Origin of the sequence: Undibacterium sp. JH2W, assembly GCF_049340425.1 — a bacterium.
Lineage (GTDB): Bacteria > Pseudomonadota > Gammaproteobacteria > Burkholderiales > Burkholderiaceae_D > Undibacterium.
The window spans coordinates 129,459-145,516 of record NZ_JBMPOT010000012.1 but is presented as its reverse complement, the minus strand read 5'-3'; the positions used below and the strand labels follow the sequence as shown (position 1 = coordinate 145,516).

The 16,058-nt window shown below is 51.6% G+C and carries 13 protein-coding genes; 10 read left to right on the top strand and 3 right to left on the bottom strand.

Going from position 1 to position 16,058, the window contains the following annotated elements; all coding sequences use genetic code 11:
• From ACO0LC_RS19045 to ACO0LC_RS19035, 3 genes are all read left to right on the top strand, one after another.
• The gene (locus tag ACO0LC_RS19045; RefSeq protein WP_423005958.1) at positions 1 to 1,764 is read left to right on the top strand and encodes a DUF4214 domain-containing protein; all 1,764 of its coding nucleotides are present in this window, start codon (positions 1 to 3) and stop codon (positions 1,762 to 1,764) included.
• A gap of 99 nt (positions 1,765 to 1,863) precedes the next feature.
• Positions 1,864 to 2,457, top strand: a complete 594-nt coding sequence (locus ACO0LC_RS19040; RefSeq protein ID WP_423005956.1) for a hypothetical protein — start codon at positions 1,864 to 1,866, stop codon at positions 2,455 to 2,457.
• Between the two features lie 229 nt (positions 2,458 to 2,686).
• Entirely contained in the window at positions 2,687 to 3,475 is a 789-nt protein-coding gene (locus ACO0LC_RS19035) for a hypothetical protein (protein ID WP_423005954.1), read from the top strand.
• Positions 3,476 to 3,517: 42 nt separating this feature from the next.
• Here ACO0LC_RS19035 and ACO0LC_RS19030 read toward each other — a convergent pair whose 3' ends face one another.
• Positions 3,518 to 4,729: a DUF6585 family protein gene (locus ACO0LC_RS19030; protein ID WP_423005952.1), complete on the bottom strand. Its 1,212-nt coding sequence runs from the start codon at positions 4,727 to 4,729 to the stop codon at positions 3,518 to 3,520.
• A gap of 284 nt (positions 4,730 to 5,013) precedes the next feature.
• Between ACO0LC_RS19030 and ACO0LC_RS19025 the strand changes: the two genes are divergently transcribed.
• Entirely contained in the window at positions 5,014 to 6,660 is a 1,647-nt protein-coding gene (locus ACO0LC_RS19025; protein WP_423005950.1) for a serine hydrolase, read from the top strand.
• Between the two features lie 137 nt (positions 6,661 to 6,797).
• On the opposite strand, the gene ACO0LC_RS19020 is transcribed toward ACO0LC_RS19025, so the two are convergent.
• The gene (locus ACO0LC_RS19020; RefSeq protein ID WP_423005948.1) at positions 6,798 to 7,112 is read right to left on the bottom strand and encodes a hypothetical protein; all 315 of its coding nucleotides are present in this window, start codon (positions 7,110 to 7,112) and stop codon (positions 6,798 to 6,800) included.
• Positions 7,113 to 7,427: 315 nt separating this feature from the next.
• Here ACO0LC_RS19020 and ACO0LC_RS19015 point away from each other — a divergent pair, with 315 nt between their 5' ends.
• The gene (locus ACO0LC_RS19015; protein WP_423005946.1) at positions 7,428 to 8,015 is read left to right on the top strand and encodes a metal-dependent hydrolase; all 588 of its coding nucleotides are present in this window, start codon (positions 7,428 to 7,430) and stop codon (positions 8,013 to 8,015) included.
• A gap of 225 nt (positions 8,016 to 8,240) precedes the next feature.
• Here the strand turns inward: ACO0LC_RS19015 and ACO0LC_RS19010 are convergent, their stop codons facing one another.
• Positions 8,241 to 8,705, bottom strand: coding sequence for a pilin (locus ACO0LC_RS19010; RefSeq protein ID WP_423005944.1), 465 nt, complete (start codon positions 8,703 to 8,705; stop codon positions 8,241 to 8,243).
• Between the two features lie 822 nt (positions 8,706 to 9,527).
• Between ACO0LC_RS19010 and ACO0LC_RS19005 the strand changes: the two genes are divergently transcribed.
• The 5 genes from ACO0LC_RS19005 to ACO0LC_RS18985 all read left to right on the top strand — a co-directional run bounded on the left by ACO0LC_RS19005 (position 9,528) and on the right by ACO0LC_RS18985 (position 16,033).
• Entirely contained in the window at positions 9,528 to 10,964 is a 1,437-nt protein-coding gene (locus ACO0LC_RS19005; protein ID WP_423005942.1) for an MFS transporter, read from the top strand.
• Between the two features lie 438 nt (positions 10,965 to 11,402).
• Positions 11,403 to 12,386, top strand: a complete 984-nt coding sequence (locus ACO0LC_RS19000) for a LacI family DNA-binding transcriptional regulator (protein ID WP_423005940.1) — start codon at positions 11,403 to 11,405, stop codon at positions 12,384 to 12,386.
• 60 nt (positions 12,387 to 12,446) lie between these two features.
• On the top strand, positions 12,447 to 13,676 hold the full coding sequence (locus ACO0LC_RS18995; RefSeq protein WP_423005938.1) for an AGE family epimerase/isomerase: 1,230 nt from the start codon (positions 12,447 to 12,449) through the stop codon (positions 13,674 to 13,676).
• Positions 13,666 to 14,580: a carbohydrate kinase family protein gene (locus ACO0LC_RS18990; protein WP_423005936.1), complete on the top strand. Its 915-nt coding sequence runs from the start codon at positions 13,666 to 13,668 to the stop codon at positions 14,578 to 14,580. Before ACO0LC_RS18995 ends, ACO0LC_RS18990 begins: the two co-directional genes overlap by 11 nt.
• Positions 14,581 to 14,644: 64 nt before the next feature.
• Positions 14,645 to 16,033, top strand: coding sequence for a glycoside hydrolase family 47 protein (locus ACO0LC_RS18985; RefSeq protein WP_423005934.1), 1,389 nt, complete (start codon positions 14,645 to 14,647; stop codon positions 16,031 to 16,033).
• Positions 16,034 to 16,058: the final 25 nt, after the last annotated feature.

Here is a 16,058-nt window from a genome sequence, read left to right as displayed (position 1 = left end):
ATGAGTACTTACACTACAGTCTTACAGCAACTTTATATCGCCTATTTTGGCCGGCCCGCAGACCCTGCAGGCCTGGACTATTGGGAGAATCGCCTGGCAAGCAAGCAAATCAACATACAAGATATTGCCAAGTCTTTCAGTGAGCAGCAAGAATATAAAGCTGTCTATCTGAACAAGACCACTCCCGAAATCATCAATGCTCTCTACCTGAATTTGTTTGGGCATAGCGCTGATGCAGCGGGCATGAAATATTGGGCAGGGCAGCTGGAGAGCGGCGCCATATCCATGGGGCAAGCTGCATTGGCTATCATGAGCGGGCCCGCCGCAGCGAGCATGGATCAACAGGCACTCTTGAATAAAGTGGCGGCTGCCAGCGTATTTACCTCCAAGCTTGATACGGCAGATTCGATTATTGCTTACTCGCGTGCATACAGTGTTGATTCAGTCAAAAGCTGGCTCAAAAATATTGATGCAGATGCAGTCAATATTTTTTCTTCTCTCAATAATGTGAGCAATATTTTCTCGGGAGCCCTGGACCACAGGCCATTCCCCTCCCTGCCGGATTTTGCCCAGGAGATGAGCACCGCTCTGACCACCGTCACTGGTGGCAATGTGCTCAGCGTTATCTCAGCCGGTTTTGATACCGGCACAGGCAAGGGCATCTACAACGTGAATGGGCTGACGGCCAGTGCTGGCAGTGACATGCTGACGGTCAATACCAGCATGCTGACCGGTGGTCGTATTGATCTCGGGGCAGGCAGCGCAGATAAACTCAGCATCAGTGACAGTATCAGCAGCAAGAGCCTGAGCACGATAGATACGGCTGGCAATATTGAGATTTTGGTGCTGACAGGCGGCACATCCGGTTTGTACCAGGTCAATAATCCCGGCCTGAAAACGATAATTCTGCAGAACCCATCCTACATCGAGCAATTAACTGCCAATGATACCGTGGTATTAGGCTCGGCAGCGCCAGACACCATCATTGGTGGTGCTGGCAATGACACTATCTATGGGGGCGAATCGCGCGATGTCATCTATGGCGGTGCGGGCAACGATTATATTTATACATGGGCTGGCGATATTTTTGCCGGTAGCGGCAATGATGTCATCACGCTCAGGGATTTGACCGTCAACACTAGCCGGGTCGATGCGGGTGATGGTGATGATTTTCTCTATTCCTCTGCGAATGTAGAGGGGAGCTTGTTTGTTCGCGGCGGTAAAGGGATAGATAATATCAATGTCTTTGGTGTCTTCAGCCCAGGTTCAGGCTTGAAGACCGTGGAAATCAGTTTTGCCGATGATGCTTCCACACCAGGTATCAACACCTCGGCAGACCGCGATACTGTGAACTCATGGCTGGCCCCTGGTGTCTTGCATGTGCGTCTGGATGCTGACCAGACCAGCGCCGTGGGCATAGCTGGCAAAGCCCAGGTGCAAGAAATCCTGGGTGGCGTTAACCTTATCTTGCAAAAAAATGCCGATGTAGCCGTGATACGCTATGACATCGCGGGTGACAAGGCTGTGCTGGCCAATGTGCTGGATGGCTCCGCCTTGCTGGCCAACCTGGGTGCTCCTCTGCTTGCAGAACAAAGCGGTAATACCGGCAGTGGTTATATCTGGGCCTATGATAATAATGTCGCTTATCTGTATGCGTATAGCCATGCAACCACGACAGGTTTGCAAGCGGGAGATATTGCCCTGATAGGCATTTTCAATGACAGATTCAATACGGCCAATGTCCCCCTGTTTGAGATTTCTTAGCCTGGACCCCTCGCAATAAAGAGCTTACACCCCGTACAAATTGACCTATGATATTGATTTTCTGCAAGTCATTGCAGGTTCATGGTACAGGGTACAAACATGTTTTCATGGCGTTGGCTATTCGTTGCAATCGTTCTCATCTTCGCAGTACAACACTGGCGTAATCGTCCGCTGCCGGTGCCGCCTGGCAGCATCGCACCGAATGAACCGGTGCAAACCATGCTCAGCAATGGTACGGTGTATGAGCAAAATAATTACAAGCTGACTGCGCTGGCAGATTTCACGATAGAAGCGCGGGTCTTATCCAAACAAACCTATTCTTCTGACCGTGAAGCCCAACTGGCTCCTGTCGATCTGGCGCTGGGCTGGGGTTCTATGTCGGATACGGCGGTCATCGAGCAACTTTCCATAGGGCAGAGCAACCGTTTCTATTTTTATCGCTGGGAAAAAGAACCACCTCGACCACCATCAGAAATTGCCACCCATAGCGCCAATATGCATTTGATCCCCACCACGCCTGCGCTGGAAAAAATCATGCGTGATGTGCGGGTAGGCCAGGTGGTCAAGATACGCGGTCAACTGGTAGAAGCCAGGGCAGCCGATGGCTGGCACTGGCGTTCTTCGCTGACCCGCGATGATACGGGGGCAGGCGCTTGCGAAGTCATACGGGTGGAAGCGATCGAGGTAAAGTGATGCTGCAAGCCCTGAGACTTTTCCTGGGATTGACAATAAGTTCTGTTAAACGATACCTTTCGTGCAAATATCCGCTACCTTGCTCAAAAATATAGCACCTTGTGCTGAAAATGAGGACACTGGGATCAAGACTGCAGGCCTGATCGTGCAAAGATAGCACTTGCTGGCCAGCATGGACAGACCGACAGGGATCATCCTTGTCCGGCAAGATCACCCAACAAGGATATGTATGCATGCTGTTGTCCCCTCTACTGTCAGATATGCCACCGTGCTGGCATGCATGCTGGCATCACTGAGTCTGGCTACCGGGCCAGTTCAGGCGCAAGCCCAGACCGCTGTGCCAGCTAGTACAACTAGTGCTCACGCCAGTGCCACTGATGAGCCACAAAGCGTGGAAGTCAAAGCCATCAGAGATCCGGCCATCATGCCGTATAAAGTCGCCTATGACATGATTTCCAAAGTGAAGGCTGCCAGCAAAGACAAGGTTGAGATTGTCATTCGCGTTACCGCGGCCAAGACCCACGCTGTCATCCCCAATCTGGCAATTTATCTCGACAGTAAAGAAAACCGCAAGAAACTGGAGATATCCGCCGCCGGTGATGTCAACGTGCCGCTGGATGCCGTGGCCTATGCCGAAGGGGCAGAATTTGTCACCAACCAGAAAAAAGGCAGCATGGACGTCAACATCATGTTGCTCCCCAAGTTACCACCCGATGTTTTCAAATATGCTGACATCAACGACAGCCTGGAATCTGCCCGCCTGGCTGTCAAAGAACTGGTGCCCTGGTATTTGCGCTTGTTCATGCCCACCATCCATGGCGTAGGCATTTGCTACCCTAGGCAAGACCAGACGGTACTGGTCAAAGGCAATGAGGAAAGCCAATTGCCAGCTACGAGCAATGAAACCGATATGATGAAAAACAAGGTGTATTGCGCCAAATTTCCTACCAGGGATGTTGTCGCTGCCAAGGATAATCTGGTCATGCCAGCGGCGGGCTGGCAGGCGATATTCTTTTAAGAATGTGATGCCTTGCATCCTGGCCTGGCAGGAAAAATTTGTTCAGGTGGGTGCTGCTTTTTTTGCCGCTGGCTTTGTCTCTGGCTTGAAATACAGGTTCAGCAATGCCAGCAATACATGGAAATTAGCCGTGTCGGCCATGCGCAGGCGGTAAAAGTCTTTTTTTGATTGTTTTTGTCGTATGACCAGCAGCACGTCGAGCAAGGTATTCTTTAATTCTATGCTGCCTATATCGGTAGCGTTGATGACTTGTTTCGCCGTCATGAGCTGGGACTTGCGTATCTTCAGGCCAGAAAAATCCAGGGTAGCACCAAGCTGGTGTTGGGCTATGAAATGCGGCAACAAGTAGCTGACTTGCAAGTGACGCAAGCGCTGCAACAAATCTTGCATGTTGGCGATATTGCCGGGGATGTAGAGACGTATCTTTTTGCCGTCTTGCCGGTCTTCCACCATCACGCTGTCATTGAGCCTGCCAGAAAATATGTCGGTCCTGTTACTGCTATAGTAGGTATGGATTTCTCGTATGCTTAAAGCCGGACTGAAATACAGCAAGCCCGCCTCCAGCGGCCCTAGTATCACCAGGCCTTTTTCATACAAATCAATGCGATAAGCAAACTGACTGATCAGCAATAACACGAAGGGTGCCAGCAACAGCACCCCCATCAAGAGCAAGGGTAAGGAAGATATGATCCAGCCCAGGCACAGCGGCAAGCAGGCTAGCATGAAAAGTCGCAGATGCTTGCTGCCTAGTGCCCAGTTCTTTTTATAACTGGCCAGCCAGGGGCCCATGGCTGCTTCAGAAAATGCCACTGCACAGTGCAGCTTGCGTGCATGCAGTGCTTGTGCCTGCCTTAGCAGGATGTATAAAAACCCAGCAAGTATAGGCAGCCACAAGGCATTGCCTATGGCCAGGTCGATCAGCCTGAGGTGATAGTCAGGCAGCGGGTTTGGCAACATGCCGCTGGCCTGCAATTCTGCCACTCGCTCGGGCGGCAAGGGATAATAATCAGTACGGCTGCCTTTGACACCCAAGACATAACCCTCATCTGCAATGTAATAGGGCAGGAAAAATACTTCGCTGCGCAAATGCCTGCCCAGATACAAGGCTTCCCCCTCGTCGCCTTGCGCCCTGGTGTCGGCGACCCAATCAATTTCATGCTGAGTCCGCACCCCGCCGGCATGGGCATTTGCCGTGAGCAGACAACATACAACTAACAGGCAAGCTGACAAGAGGTGGCTAAAGCTTTGCTTCAAAATGGGTCCAGATGATAGGGGAAAAGGGAGAGGGGTAGTATGCCATTGCAGGGCTGCATACTCAAAGTTTACGGCACTATTTTTGCAGGGAACGATGTTGGGCTTATCTCATACCAGGGTGGCTTATTGTAATATGAGCATCAATGCAGTGCTGGCAAAATAGCTTGCTCAGGCTTGTCGGCGGCAAGGGATGCGTACAGCATGTTGTGCACTCCCACACTTATAGTCAACTTTATTTAAAGGCTGCGATGAAAGTATCTTCCTTCGTGATTTTAGTATCAAGTATGTTTTTGCTGCAACCAGTGCTGGCGGCAGATGAGATGGCAGCGCGGGTAGATAAAATCGCCCAGGCGCGCGTCAGCAGTGGCGCTATCCCCGGCCTGGTGCTTGCCCGCATCTCGGGCCAGGAACAAACAGTGCAGGGCTATGGCCTGGTCTCGAATGGCAAAGCAGCAGCACATCAGCCAGATGCCAGTACGGTATTTGAAATTGGCTCTGTCAGTAAAACCTTCACTGCCTTATTGCTGGCGGATATGCAGGTACGTGGCCAGCTCAAGCTGGATGATACAGTGGCCAGCCTGCTGCCGGGATATGAGATACCGCAATACCAGGGGCGGGCCATCAGCTTGCTGGATTTGGCGACCCAGACCTCGGGCTTGCCACGCCTGCCTGCCAATCTCATGCCCAGGCAGGTGGACAATCCCTATGCTGACTATACCGAAAATAATTTACGTGATTTCTTGCGTAGCTACCAATTGACACGTGCCCCAGGTAGCAAGTATGAGTATTCAAATCTGGGCTTTGGCTTGCTGGGCCATGCCCTGTCGGTGCGGGCAGGCAAGTCGTATAGCGAATTGCTGCAAGAACGCATTACCACTCCCCTGGGCATGCCAGATACCGGTATCAGCCTGACAGCCGCCATGCAAGCCAGGCTGGCAACTGGTCATGATGGCCATGGCAAGCCAGTGGCTAACTGGGATTTCACCACGCTGGCGGGGGCTGGGGCCGTGCGCTCGAATGCGCAAGACATGCTGCGCTATGTCAGGGCGCATATGCAAGGGGCAACTCTTAATACACCAGCAGGCTTGCAACTGGTACAGCAGCCGCAACGCCCTACTGGGATGCCGGGTTTGCAGATAGGGCTGGCCTGGCATGTGCAGGCTGTGCGTGGGCAAACCCTGGTCTGGCACAATGGCATGACAGGCGGCTATGCCTCTTTTGTCGGCTTTACCGCAGATGGCCAGCGTGGTGTGGTGGTGCTGGCCAATGCCAGTGTCAATGTTGACGATATAGGCATGGCAGCCTTGTTGCCAGCCGCGCCTGAGACTGAGGTCAGCCAAGCTGGCCAAACCAGCGAAGCTCGCCTGTCAGCGCAAGCAATGGCGGAATATGTTGGGCACTATCAACTCGCCCCCGGCGTCAGCCTGAATATCAGTGCCGGGCCTGAGGGTTTGCTGGCGCAAGTGACAGGACAGTCACAAGCACCGGTATTCCAGCGCAAGAAAGATGAATTTTTTTATAAAGTCGTCGAAGCCAGCCTGCATTTCGAACGTGATGCGCAAGGCAAAATCCAGTCTCTGAGCCTGCATCAGGATGGCCGTGTCATGCCTGCCCCGCGCATGAGTACTACTGTGCCTGAGTCTGTCCAGCGGGTGGCAATACAGCTTCCAGCCGAGCAGCTTCAGGCTTACACGGGCAGCTATACCCTGGCACCAGGCTTCAAGTTGCAGGTGACAGCAGAAGCAGGGCAATTATATGTGCAAGCCACGGCACAGGGGCGCAACCCGGTGTTTGCCCAGGCACGCGATGAGTTTTTCTATAAGGGCCTGGACGCGCAACTGAGCTTCCAGCGTCAGCCAGATGGCAAAATAACAGGGCTAGTCTTGCATCAGAATGGCCGTGATCTCCGCGGTCCAAGGGACGCAGATTAAGCTTGTCATTGCTTGCCAGGATCAGGCTGAATAAATAAGAGCCTGGCAAGCTCTATGCTCCCATGCCTGCTTCAGCGGGACATGTATAGCATGCACTTGTATCATGTTTTGATGATGATAGACATAGATCGCGGAAATCAGCCTGTCTGATCTGCAAGTTTCTTTTTTCCAGGCGTCATCATCATTCGGTAACCAGCAGCTCCTATGATCAGGACTGCAGCAATGATCCATTCAGAAGCCAGATTCTCCATGATCAATTTTTTGTCGCTAGTGATGCCCAGCAGTTGCATGACGAACACACTCAGAAACCTGAGTGCAATCATAGGCAGTATCCACATCAGGCGATGCCCTTTACCTGCAATCAATAGCGACAGCACACATCCCAGCAGCACGGGCAGAACACCGCACAAAATAAAAAGACTGGCGATGAAATTGCCTGCACCACTACCCATGAATTTACCTGAAAAAGAAAACTGGCAATCAGTGTAGCATCCACCGCGGGTAAGACCAGCACCAACCAAGCTGGCGGGACAAAACCGCTACCCTGTCAAATGCGCAAAGCAGAGTCAGATAGCCAGGAGGGTAGACCAAGGCAGGGGCAGGTCAAGGAAGGGGCTGGCCAGGCGTGCCGTGGAAAGATATATTTTTAACGGCGTGGAGCGCGCGCACCTACTTTTTGCGGCACTTCACGCACAGCGCACATGCACTTCACACGCCTGAGCTAAGCTGGGGCATCTCCACAAGCTGCCATTTGGTCACGTTTATCTATGTCTTCACTGCTGGCCCATGTCGCCGCTGGCCTGACGCTACATTTTTGCCGTAGAGAGCAACAGGCCAGGCGATGGCATGCCAGCATGGCTTTGCCAGTTTTGCTGGCGATCGCCCCTGACTTTGACTATTTTGGTATCTGGTTTTTACATCTGCGCTATGCCCAGCGCTATACCCATTCACTCTTGTTTTGCCTGTTGTTGAGTAGCCTGGTCTACTTGTTGGCAAAGCGCTGCTGGCCCACATGGAATGCCAGACCCGGTTTTTTGGTCTTGTCATTGGCAGCCAGTTCTCATTTGTTACTCGATATGCTGGTAGGCCGCGCACTGCCCTTGATGTGGCCATTTGTGGATAATGAATTCTTCCTGCCGTTGGCATTCTTGCCGGGGGCCTCGCATACTGGCATCATCAGTTATGCGTTCTGGCGCAATTTATTCATGGAGACAGGCCTGCTCTTGCCTATACTGGCGGCCATGCTGTTGCTGAGGCACCGCTGGACGCTAAGGGCTTATCTGCCCGAGATTTTGCTGGTGCTGGCCATGTGGTCAGGTTTGGTTTGTGCAGCTGGAAAAATGCTGTACACCTGATCTTTATCAGATGTACCGTGATTCATGGTGAGGCTGCAAAAAATGCCGATCAAAGAGGCTATCCTGTTCTGCAATACACCCTCAGGCCAGGAGCATGCTCTACTGCATTCAGCATGGCTTGCGCTTGCTACTTTATCAGAGTAAAGGAAGTCTGAAGGAATGACAGGCAAAAAAATACCCTTCACGTGGAAGGGTATTTTTTTTACTTAAAGCAAAACTCAATAATCAGCAACCGCCAGCACCAGTTTTCAGGCCGCGATTACCATCGCAGATAGTGCTGGTACCCAAAGTCCAGCCCATGTTAGCTTGGTTGGTAACTGTGGTCGCTGTCAGAGTACCTACCAATTGTGTAGTATCGCTAGTACTTATTGTTGCAGTAGAAGTGAAAATCACTTGACCAGCGGACAGTGCAGGAATAGCTGCCATGAACTTGGTCGTTGCAACAACGGGAATACCATTGCTACCTGTTGTTGAGCAATTATCCCAAACACCATTTTCACCTTGTACGCACAAAGACATGCTTTTCAAAGTGCTTTCGATCTCAGCCCTTGCACCAGCAGCGCGGGTACGGGATGTGTAATCAGAGTATTGAGGAATAGCGATCGCTGCCAGGATACCGATAATTGCAACAACAATCATCAATTCTATCAATGTAAAGCCGCGTTGCAGTCGTTTAGGAATAGATTTCATTTTCAGTATGAGTAAAAGATTAAAAGTATAACTTCAACAATATTAACTTATTTGCAAATATCATGCAAAAGCTTATTAAATTTCAAAGATGATAATTTGGCAGTAAAAAGTAATGGCATTTGAATGATTTGCCTATAGAAATCATCAGAAACTGCAGGCGACTGGCAAAGAGAAATTGTAAAAGTATGTCAAATGTAATGTGAAATTATAAAGGTTTCTAATAAAGAATGTTAATTGTGTGAAAAAATATTTCGAAAATATTGATGAAACGATCTGTTTGAGCTTGATTGAAGCAGCGCGCTGATTGGTACTGAAACTTGAATTAGCTTGCTGCATATTTTGCAAGTCTTGCGGTGCAAATTATCCTATTTATCTTGTAGAGTGGGGACAGGAGTGATAGCCGTAGCATTTTCAGGGATAGTCGACGCGGGCACTTGCCTTAATGTACTAAGCCATCTTTGCTTGAAAAATCTAGCTAATGAGACTGGTGCGCACAGTGCACCCTGCAAATTTACCCGCCTCATCCATGCAGCACGCAGATTTGCCGAACTGGATTCAGGCAATCTTCATCCGCAGTTCTCATGCCTGCTTTGCGAGCTTGCCTGGATCGTCGTTTAGTAAAAATCATAAACATCATCCAAATATAAAACTGGAATTGCACGTCCGCCCATAGAGCGGTATATATACAAACTGCAGTTTCCTAATCAAAGTGCAGATGACGGTGATCTCGGTCATTGTGCTTGAATACCACCACCCAGTCAGAGGGAGACAAAAACTGGTAAGTGCAACATGTGCAGTCAAACCTAAACTACTTATATCACTATGCATGCGACAAATACAAAAACACAATGGGGACAATTTTTACCGCTGGTGACAGTGTTCTTCTTCTGGGGCTTTGTGGCCGCCAGCAATGACATTCTCATCCCCGTCTTCAAGCAAGCCTTTCACCTTAGCCAGGAGCAAAGCCAGCTGGTTTCTCTGGCTTTTTATGTGGCTTATACCGTGGGTTCGCTTATCTATTTGGCGGTTTCACGCTTTATCGGCGTCGATCTGGTCAATAAACTGGGTTACAAGAATGGGTTGGCGCTGGGCTTGCTGATTTCTGCCGCGGGCACGCTGCTATTCTTGCCAGCAGCGAATAGCGGGTCTTTCCCTTTGATGTTGTCAGGCTTGTTTATCGTAGGCCTGGGATTTTCACTGCAGCAGACTGCCGCCAATCCTCTGGCGATTGCCCTGGGGTCGTCTGAAACAGGTTCGCAAAGGCTGACCCTGGCAGGTGGGGTGAATAACTTTGGTACGACCATAGGCCCGCTCATCGTCAGTTTCGCCATCTTTGGTGCACCGACCAGCATGAACCGGCAGCTCAGTATAGAAAGCGTCAAATTTCCCTATCTGATGCTGGGCGCAGCCTTTTTGCTGGTGGCTATCCTGTTGAAATTTTCCTCCCTGCCAGATAGACCTGCGATACAGAGCAGTGAAGATGCCGGGCATGCCTCGGGCAGGCAATCGGCACTGCAATTCCCGCAACTGCTGATGGGCATGCTGGCTATTTTTGTATATGTGGGTGTGGAAGTGTCGACTGCCAGCAACCTGCCTGCCTATATGGAAAGCAAGCTGGGTTTGCAAACCAAGGATGTTGCACCGTTTATTTCGCTTTACTGGGCCAGCCTGATGATAGGGCGCTGGACCGGCGCGGTTGAGGCCTTTGATGTGCAGGCAGGGCTGAGCAAGTTACTCAAGTTCCTGGCACCTTATCTGGCTTTCAGCGTGTTTTTGCTGGTGAACGCAATAGCCCAGCATGAACTCAGTCATTTTTATGTGTATGCCGCCATCGTGCTGATCCTGATTGCGGCTGACATGATGAGCCAGGGTAACCCTGCCAAAATGCTGGGCATCTTTTCTCTCCTGGGCATCGCAGGCCTGGTCATAGGCATGAGTACCACGGGCATGGTCAGTATCTATGCCTTCACCAGCATAGGCTTGTTTTGCAGCACCCTGTGGCCCTGTATTTTCACGCTGGCGATCAGTGGGCTGGGCAAGCATACAGGTCAGGGCAGCAATTACCTGATCATGATGATCATGGGCGGCGGCATAGTCAGCTGGCTGCAAGGATTTGTGGCGGACAAAATCGGCATACAAATGAGTTATCTGGTGGGCGTAGTCTGTTTTGCTTACCTAGCCTTCTACGCCTGGAAAGTGCAGGGCATCTTGCGCGCGCAGGGTATCAAACTGGGTAAAACTGGCACAGCAGCACACTGATATCCTCAGACTTGACTTGCATGGCGCGCCCTATCTGGCGCGCCATTTTTTTGTGCGCTGCAGTGCCAGGCCCGAGGTGCATCCTGAGTGAGCGAAACTATCGAATAATCCATCTTTTTGCCAGCTTGTTTACTAAAATTAATAAACTAAGACTATTTGCCAGCAGTTGATTGACCCTCAATTTTGCCACCTGTATAAAAGAGTTACTCTGAGAAGTACAGCATTTTACGGTAAATGATGGTGTGTAAAAAATAGCCTGACCGTTTATTAAACCTGTCATCAAGGATAGATCAGCAGTAGTCTTGCATGAGATTTTAAGCGGGATTGATAAACGCAAAAAAAGTAACAAGCACTATTCGTAAAATTAGGCGCAATGAACAAGATAAATGCCCACTTTCCAGAAATGGAAACTGACTTAACCAGCAAGGAGTTCACGGCATGAGTGTGACCATACGCGATATTGCACAGGCGACTGGACTGTCGATAGGTACGGTGTCACGCGCCTTGAAGAACCAGGGCGGGCTGACTGAAGAAACGCGTGTGCGCGTCAGCAAAGTCGCCCGTGAGCTGGGCTATGACTTTGGCAATCTCAAACAGGGCAGGATCAGGCGCATCGTTTTTCTCTTGCACCGCCAGCACAATACCTTGTCCAGCAGCCCGTTTTTTTCCCCTGTGCTGCATGGTGCCGAAGAAGCCTGTCGCAGGGAGGGTATTGCCCTTTCCTTTGTAGCGATAGGCCCTTCAGAACCTGTGATGGAGCAGATACGCCTGCACCAGCCTGATGCGATCTTGTGTGCCGGTTTTTTTGAGCCCGAGCTGCTGCAAGCCCTGCTGCACACCAGCAAGCCCATCGTGCTGGTGGACATGCGTTTGCGCGGTTATACCTCGATCAATCCCGACAACCGGCTCGGTGGTTTTCTGGCGACCCGTCATTTGATACAGACAGGCCGCAAACGCATCGCCATGATCTCGGGATCGATGGCGCACTTCAGTATCCAGGAGCGGGCACGCGGTTTTCGTCAGGCGCTGTATGAATCCAAGACCCTGGCAGACCCCAGCCTGGAAGTCAGTATCCCTGACCCCAGTGATATTGAAGGTGGTGTACGCGAAGCCATGCGCGAACTGCTGAGTCTCAGCCGCCCGCCAGACGCCGTATTTTGCTACAACGATAGCGCCGCCCTGACTGCGCTGCACTACTGTCTTGATCTCGGCATGAAAGTGCCGCATGACATTGCCATTGTCGGCTTTGACGATATCAGTGCTGCCGCCAAGTCGATTCCACCTCTGAGCAGCATACGGGTGAACAAGGAAGCACTCGGCGCTACCGGTGTAGATTTGCTGATACGCAAACAGACCGATGACATCGTAGAGAAAACCCTGGCTGTTGAATTGATCGTACGCGAAAGCAGTTGTGACGATTAGCAGCAAAGAAAGTTTATCCGTAAAAATTTTTGGCCCTTATTGACCACCACCCATATCCGTATGCATCCCTTTCCTGACTTCAAATCCATTTCTGTGCTGACTGAGCATATCAGTGACACGCTGAATTTCTACTATCCGCGCAGCATAGATAGCAGTGGCGGCTTTTATCACTACTTCAAGGACAATGGCAGTATTTATGATAGCCATAGCCGTCATCTGGTCAGCAGCACGCGCTTTGTTTTTGTGTATGCGATGGCTTACCGTCATTTTGACAATCCGGCCTATCTGCAGCAAGTCAGGCATGGTGTCGATTTCTTGCGCCAGGTGCACCGCGACCCGGTAACTGGTGGCTATGCCTGGCAATTGCGCTGGGAAAATGCCAGCAAGACCGTCATCGATGGCGATAATCATTGCTATGGCCTGGCCTTCGTCATGCTGGCCTATGCCCATGCCCTGATGGCTGGCGTCGCCGAAGCACGCGACTATCTCGATGAAACCATGGCCTTGATGGAAAGTCGTTTCTGGGAACCACAACATGGTCTGTATGCCGACCAGGCCAGTGCGGACTGGCAGCAGCTGGACAGCTATCGCGGCCAGAATGCCAATATGCACGCCTGCGAAGCCTTGCTGGCCGCCTATGAGGCAACCGGTGAGCTGCACTTCTTGCATCGCGCAGAAACTGTGGCACATAACATCACCCAGCGCCAGGCCGCGCTGGCTGCTGGCATGATCTGGGAACACTACGATGCCAACTGGAACATAGACTGGAACTACAATCTCGAGGACAAGGCCAATTTGTTCCGCCCCTGGGGATTCCAGCCCGGGCATTTTACTGAATGGTCCAAGTTATTGCTGCAACTGGAAAGCCACGCCCAGCATCTGCAACACGACCATGCATGGCTATTGCCTACCGCCGAAACCCTGTTCCAGAAAGCCCTGCAATTTGCCTGGGATGAGCAATACGGCGGCATCTGCTATGGCTTTGCTCCCGATGGCAGCATCTGCGATGGCGATAAATATTTCTGGGTGCAGGCAGAATCCATGGCTGCCGCTGCCTTGCTGGCGAAGCGCACTGGCAAGCAAAGCTATTGGGATAGTTATGAGCATCTGTGGCAATACAGCTGGCAACACATGATAGATCACGAGTATGGTGCCTGGTACAGAATTTTATCGCGTGAAAATCACAAGCTCAGCGATGAAAAAAGCCCGGCTGGTAAAGTCGATTATCACACCATGGGTGCCTGTTATGAAATCCTGCGCGTCTTGAAGGAGGCACAACATGGCAGCTGAATTCCCCCTCATGCTGAGTGCCGGTGAAGCCCTGACTGACATGATAGCCTGCGGCCATGGTCAATGGCGCAGCGTGGTTGGCGGCTCAACCTGGAATGTCGCCCGCAGCATGGCCAAGCTGGGTTTGGCAACCGGCTTCGCTGGTGCAGTCAGCCAGGACTTGTTTGGGCAGGAACTGGTACGCGCCAGTGCCGATGCTGGGCTGGATCTGCGCCTGCTGCAGCAATACGATCGCCCACCCTTACTGGCAATCGTCGGCGAAAGCACGCCACCCAGTTATTTCTTTATAGGCAGTGATAGTGCGGACCTGCATTTTGATCCCGAGCAGCTGCCAGCAGGCTGGAGTTCACGCTTGCAATGGGCGCACTTTGGCGGCATCAGCCTGGCCCGCCAGCCTTTGGCTGGCAAACTCCTGGGCCTGGCCCGCCAGTTGAAAGCGCAAGGTGTGCGGATTAGTTACGACCCTAATTTTCGTAACAATATGCATGCTGACTATGACCCCATCCTGCATGAAATGGCGCAACTGGCAGACCTGATCAAGGTGTCTGACGATGACCTGCGTGGCCTGTTCCGTTGCCCGGATGCCGATTGGGCATTCACGCAATTGCGCGCCATTAATCCTGCTGCCACCGTCTTGTACACCCGAGGGGAGCTGGGCGCGTCGCTGCATATGGGTGAACTGGCATGGCAGGCCGATGCCTTGAAGGTGGCAGTCGCCGACACCATAGGCGCGGGTGATGCCAGCATCGCCGGCTTGCTCTACAGCCTGAGCATGCATGCTGACAGAGAGCCGCGCAGTCACCTGCGTTTTGCTCTCGCCGCCGGCGCGGCAGCTTGCCTGGCAGCAGGAGCGCAGGCACCCAGCCTGCAACAGGTAGAGGCACTTTTCAGTGTGATGGAATGATTGAATAATTGAATAGCGGTCCTGACAAAAAATAATAGTCATATCAGTGATTGAGGAGAACAAATTGCGTATCAAATTATTGCCTGGCATAGTGCTGGCGGCCGCCCTGAGTATCAGTAACCTGAGCCAGGCAGCCAAACAAGACAGCATCTCAGAAAAAGAAGCGGCCCATCTGGCGCTGCAAGTTAAAAAAGAAACCCAGCATGCCTGGCAATCCTACAAGCGCTATGCCTGGGGCCACGATGCCTTGAAACCCTTGAGCAAATCCGCGCATGACTGGTATCCACAATCGCTGTTGATGACACCGGTGGATGCACTCGATACCCTGCTGATCATGGGTTTAAAAAAAGAGGCAGATGAAGCGCGTGAGCTGATTGCCAGCAAGCTCTCTTTCGACCAGGACATGGAAGTCCAGAATTTTGAAATCACCATACGTCTGCTGGGTGGCTTGCTGTCCGCCTACCAGATGACGGAAGACCCAAGATTGCTGAACCTGGCAACAGACCTGGGCCAGCGCTTGCTGCCTGTGTTTGCATCACCGACCGGCATGCCTTATACCCATGTCAATCTGCGCACTGGCAAGGTACGCGGCAAGATCAGTAACCCGGCTGAAACAGGCACCTTGCTGCTGGAGTTTGGCATGCTCAGCAAGCTGACTGGCAATCCGGTGTTTTATGACAAAGCCAAACGCGCACTGGTCGCCACTTATGACCTGCGTTCCAAACTGGGCCTGGTCGGCTCTGCCATTGATGTTGAGGCGGGCGTCTGGGTCAACAAGGATGCCCACATCGGTGGCGGCATCGATTCCTACTATGAATACCTGTACAAATGCTGGAAGCTGTTTGGCGACCAGGATTGCAAAACCATGTGGGACAATAGTATCCCGGGCGTCAACCAGTATCTGGGTGACGAGGTGCGCGGTGAACTCTGGTATTGCCATGCCGACATGGAGACAGGTAGCCGCAAAGCCAGTCAATATGGTGCCCTGGATGCCTTCATGCCAGCCTTGCTGGCCCTGGGTGGTGACATGGATAGAGCAAAACGCCTGCAGGATTCCAATCTGAAAATGTGGCGTCTGCATGGCATAGAACCAGAAGCACTGAATTATCAAACCATGCAAGTCACTTCGCCGGAATATGCCTTGCGCCCCGAGATCGTTGAGTCAGCCTATTACCTCTACCATTACACAGGTGACAGCAAGTACCGCGCCATGGGCAAGGAATTTTTCCTCGACTTTGTCAAACGCTGCCGCAGTGAGGCAGGTTTTACCGCACTCAAGGATGTACGCAATAGCAGCCGCGAAGACTCGATGGAGAGCTTTGTGTTTGCCGAAACCTTCAAATATTTTTATTTGCTGTTCGCGCCCAAAAAGACCATCAATTTTGATGCCGTCACTTTCAACACAGAGGCGCATCCATTCAAGCAGATAGAAAATAATAAGACAAATAAATAAACCTGGTCGCGATAAAAGCGGCATC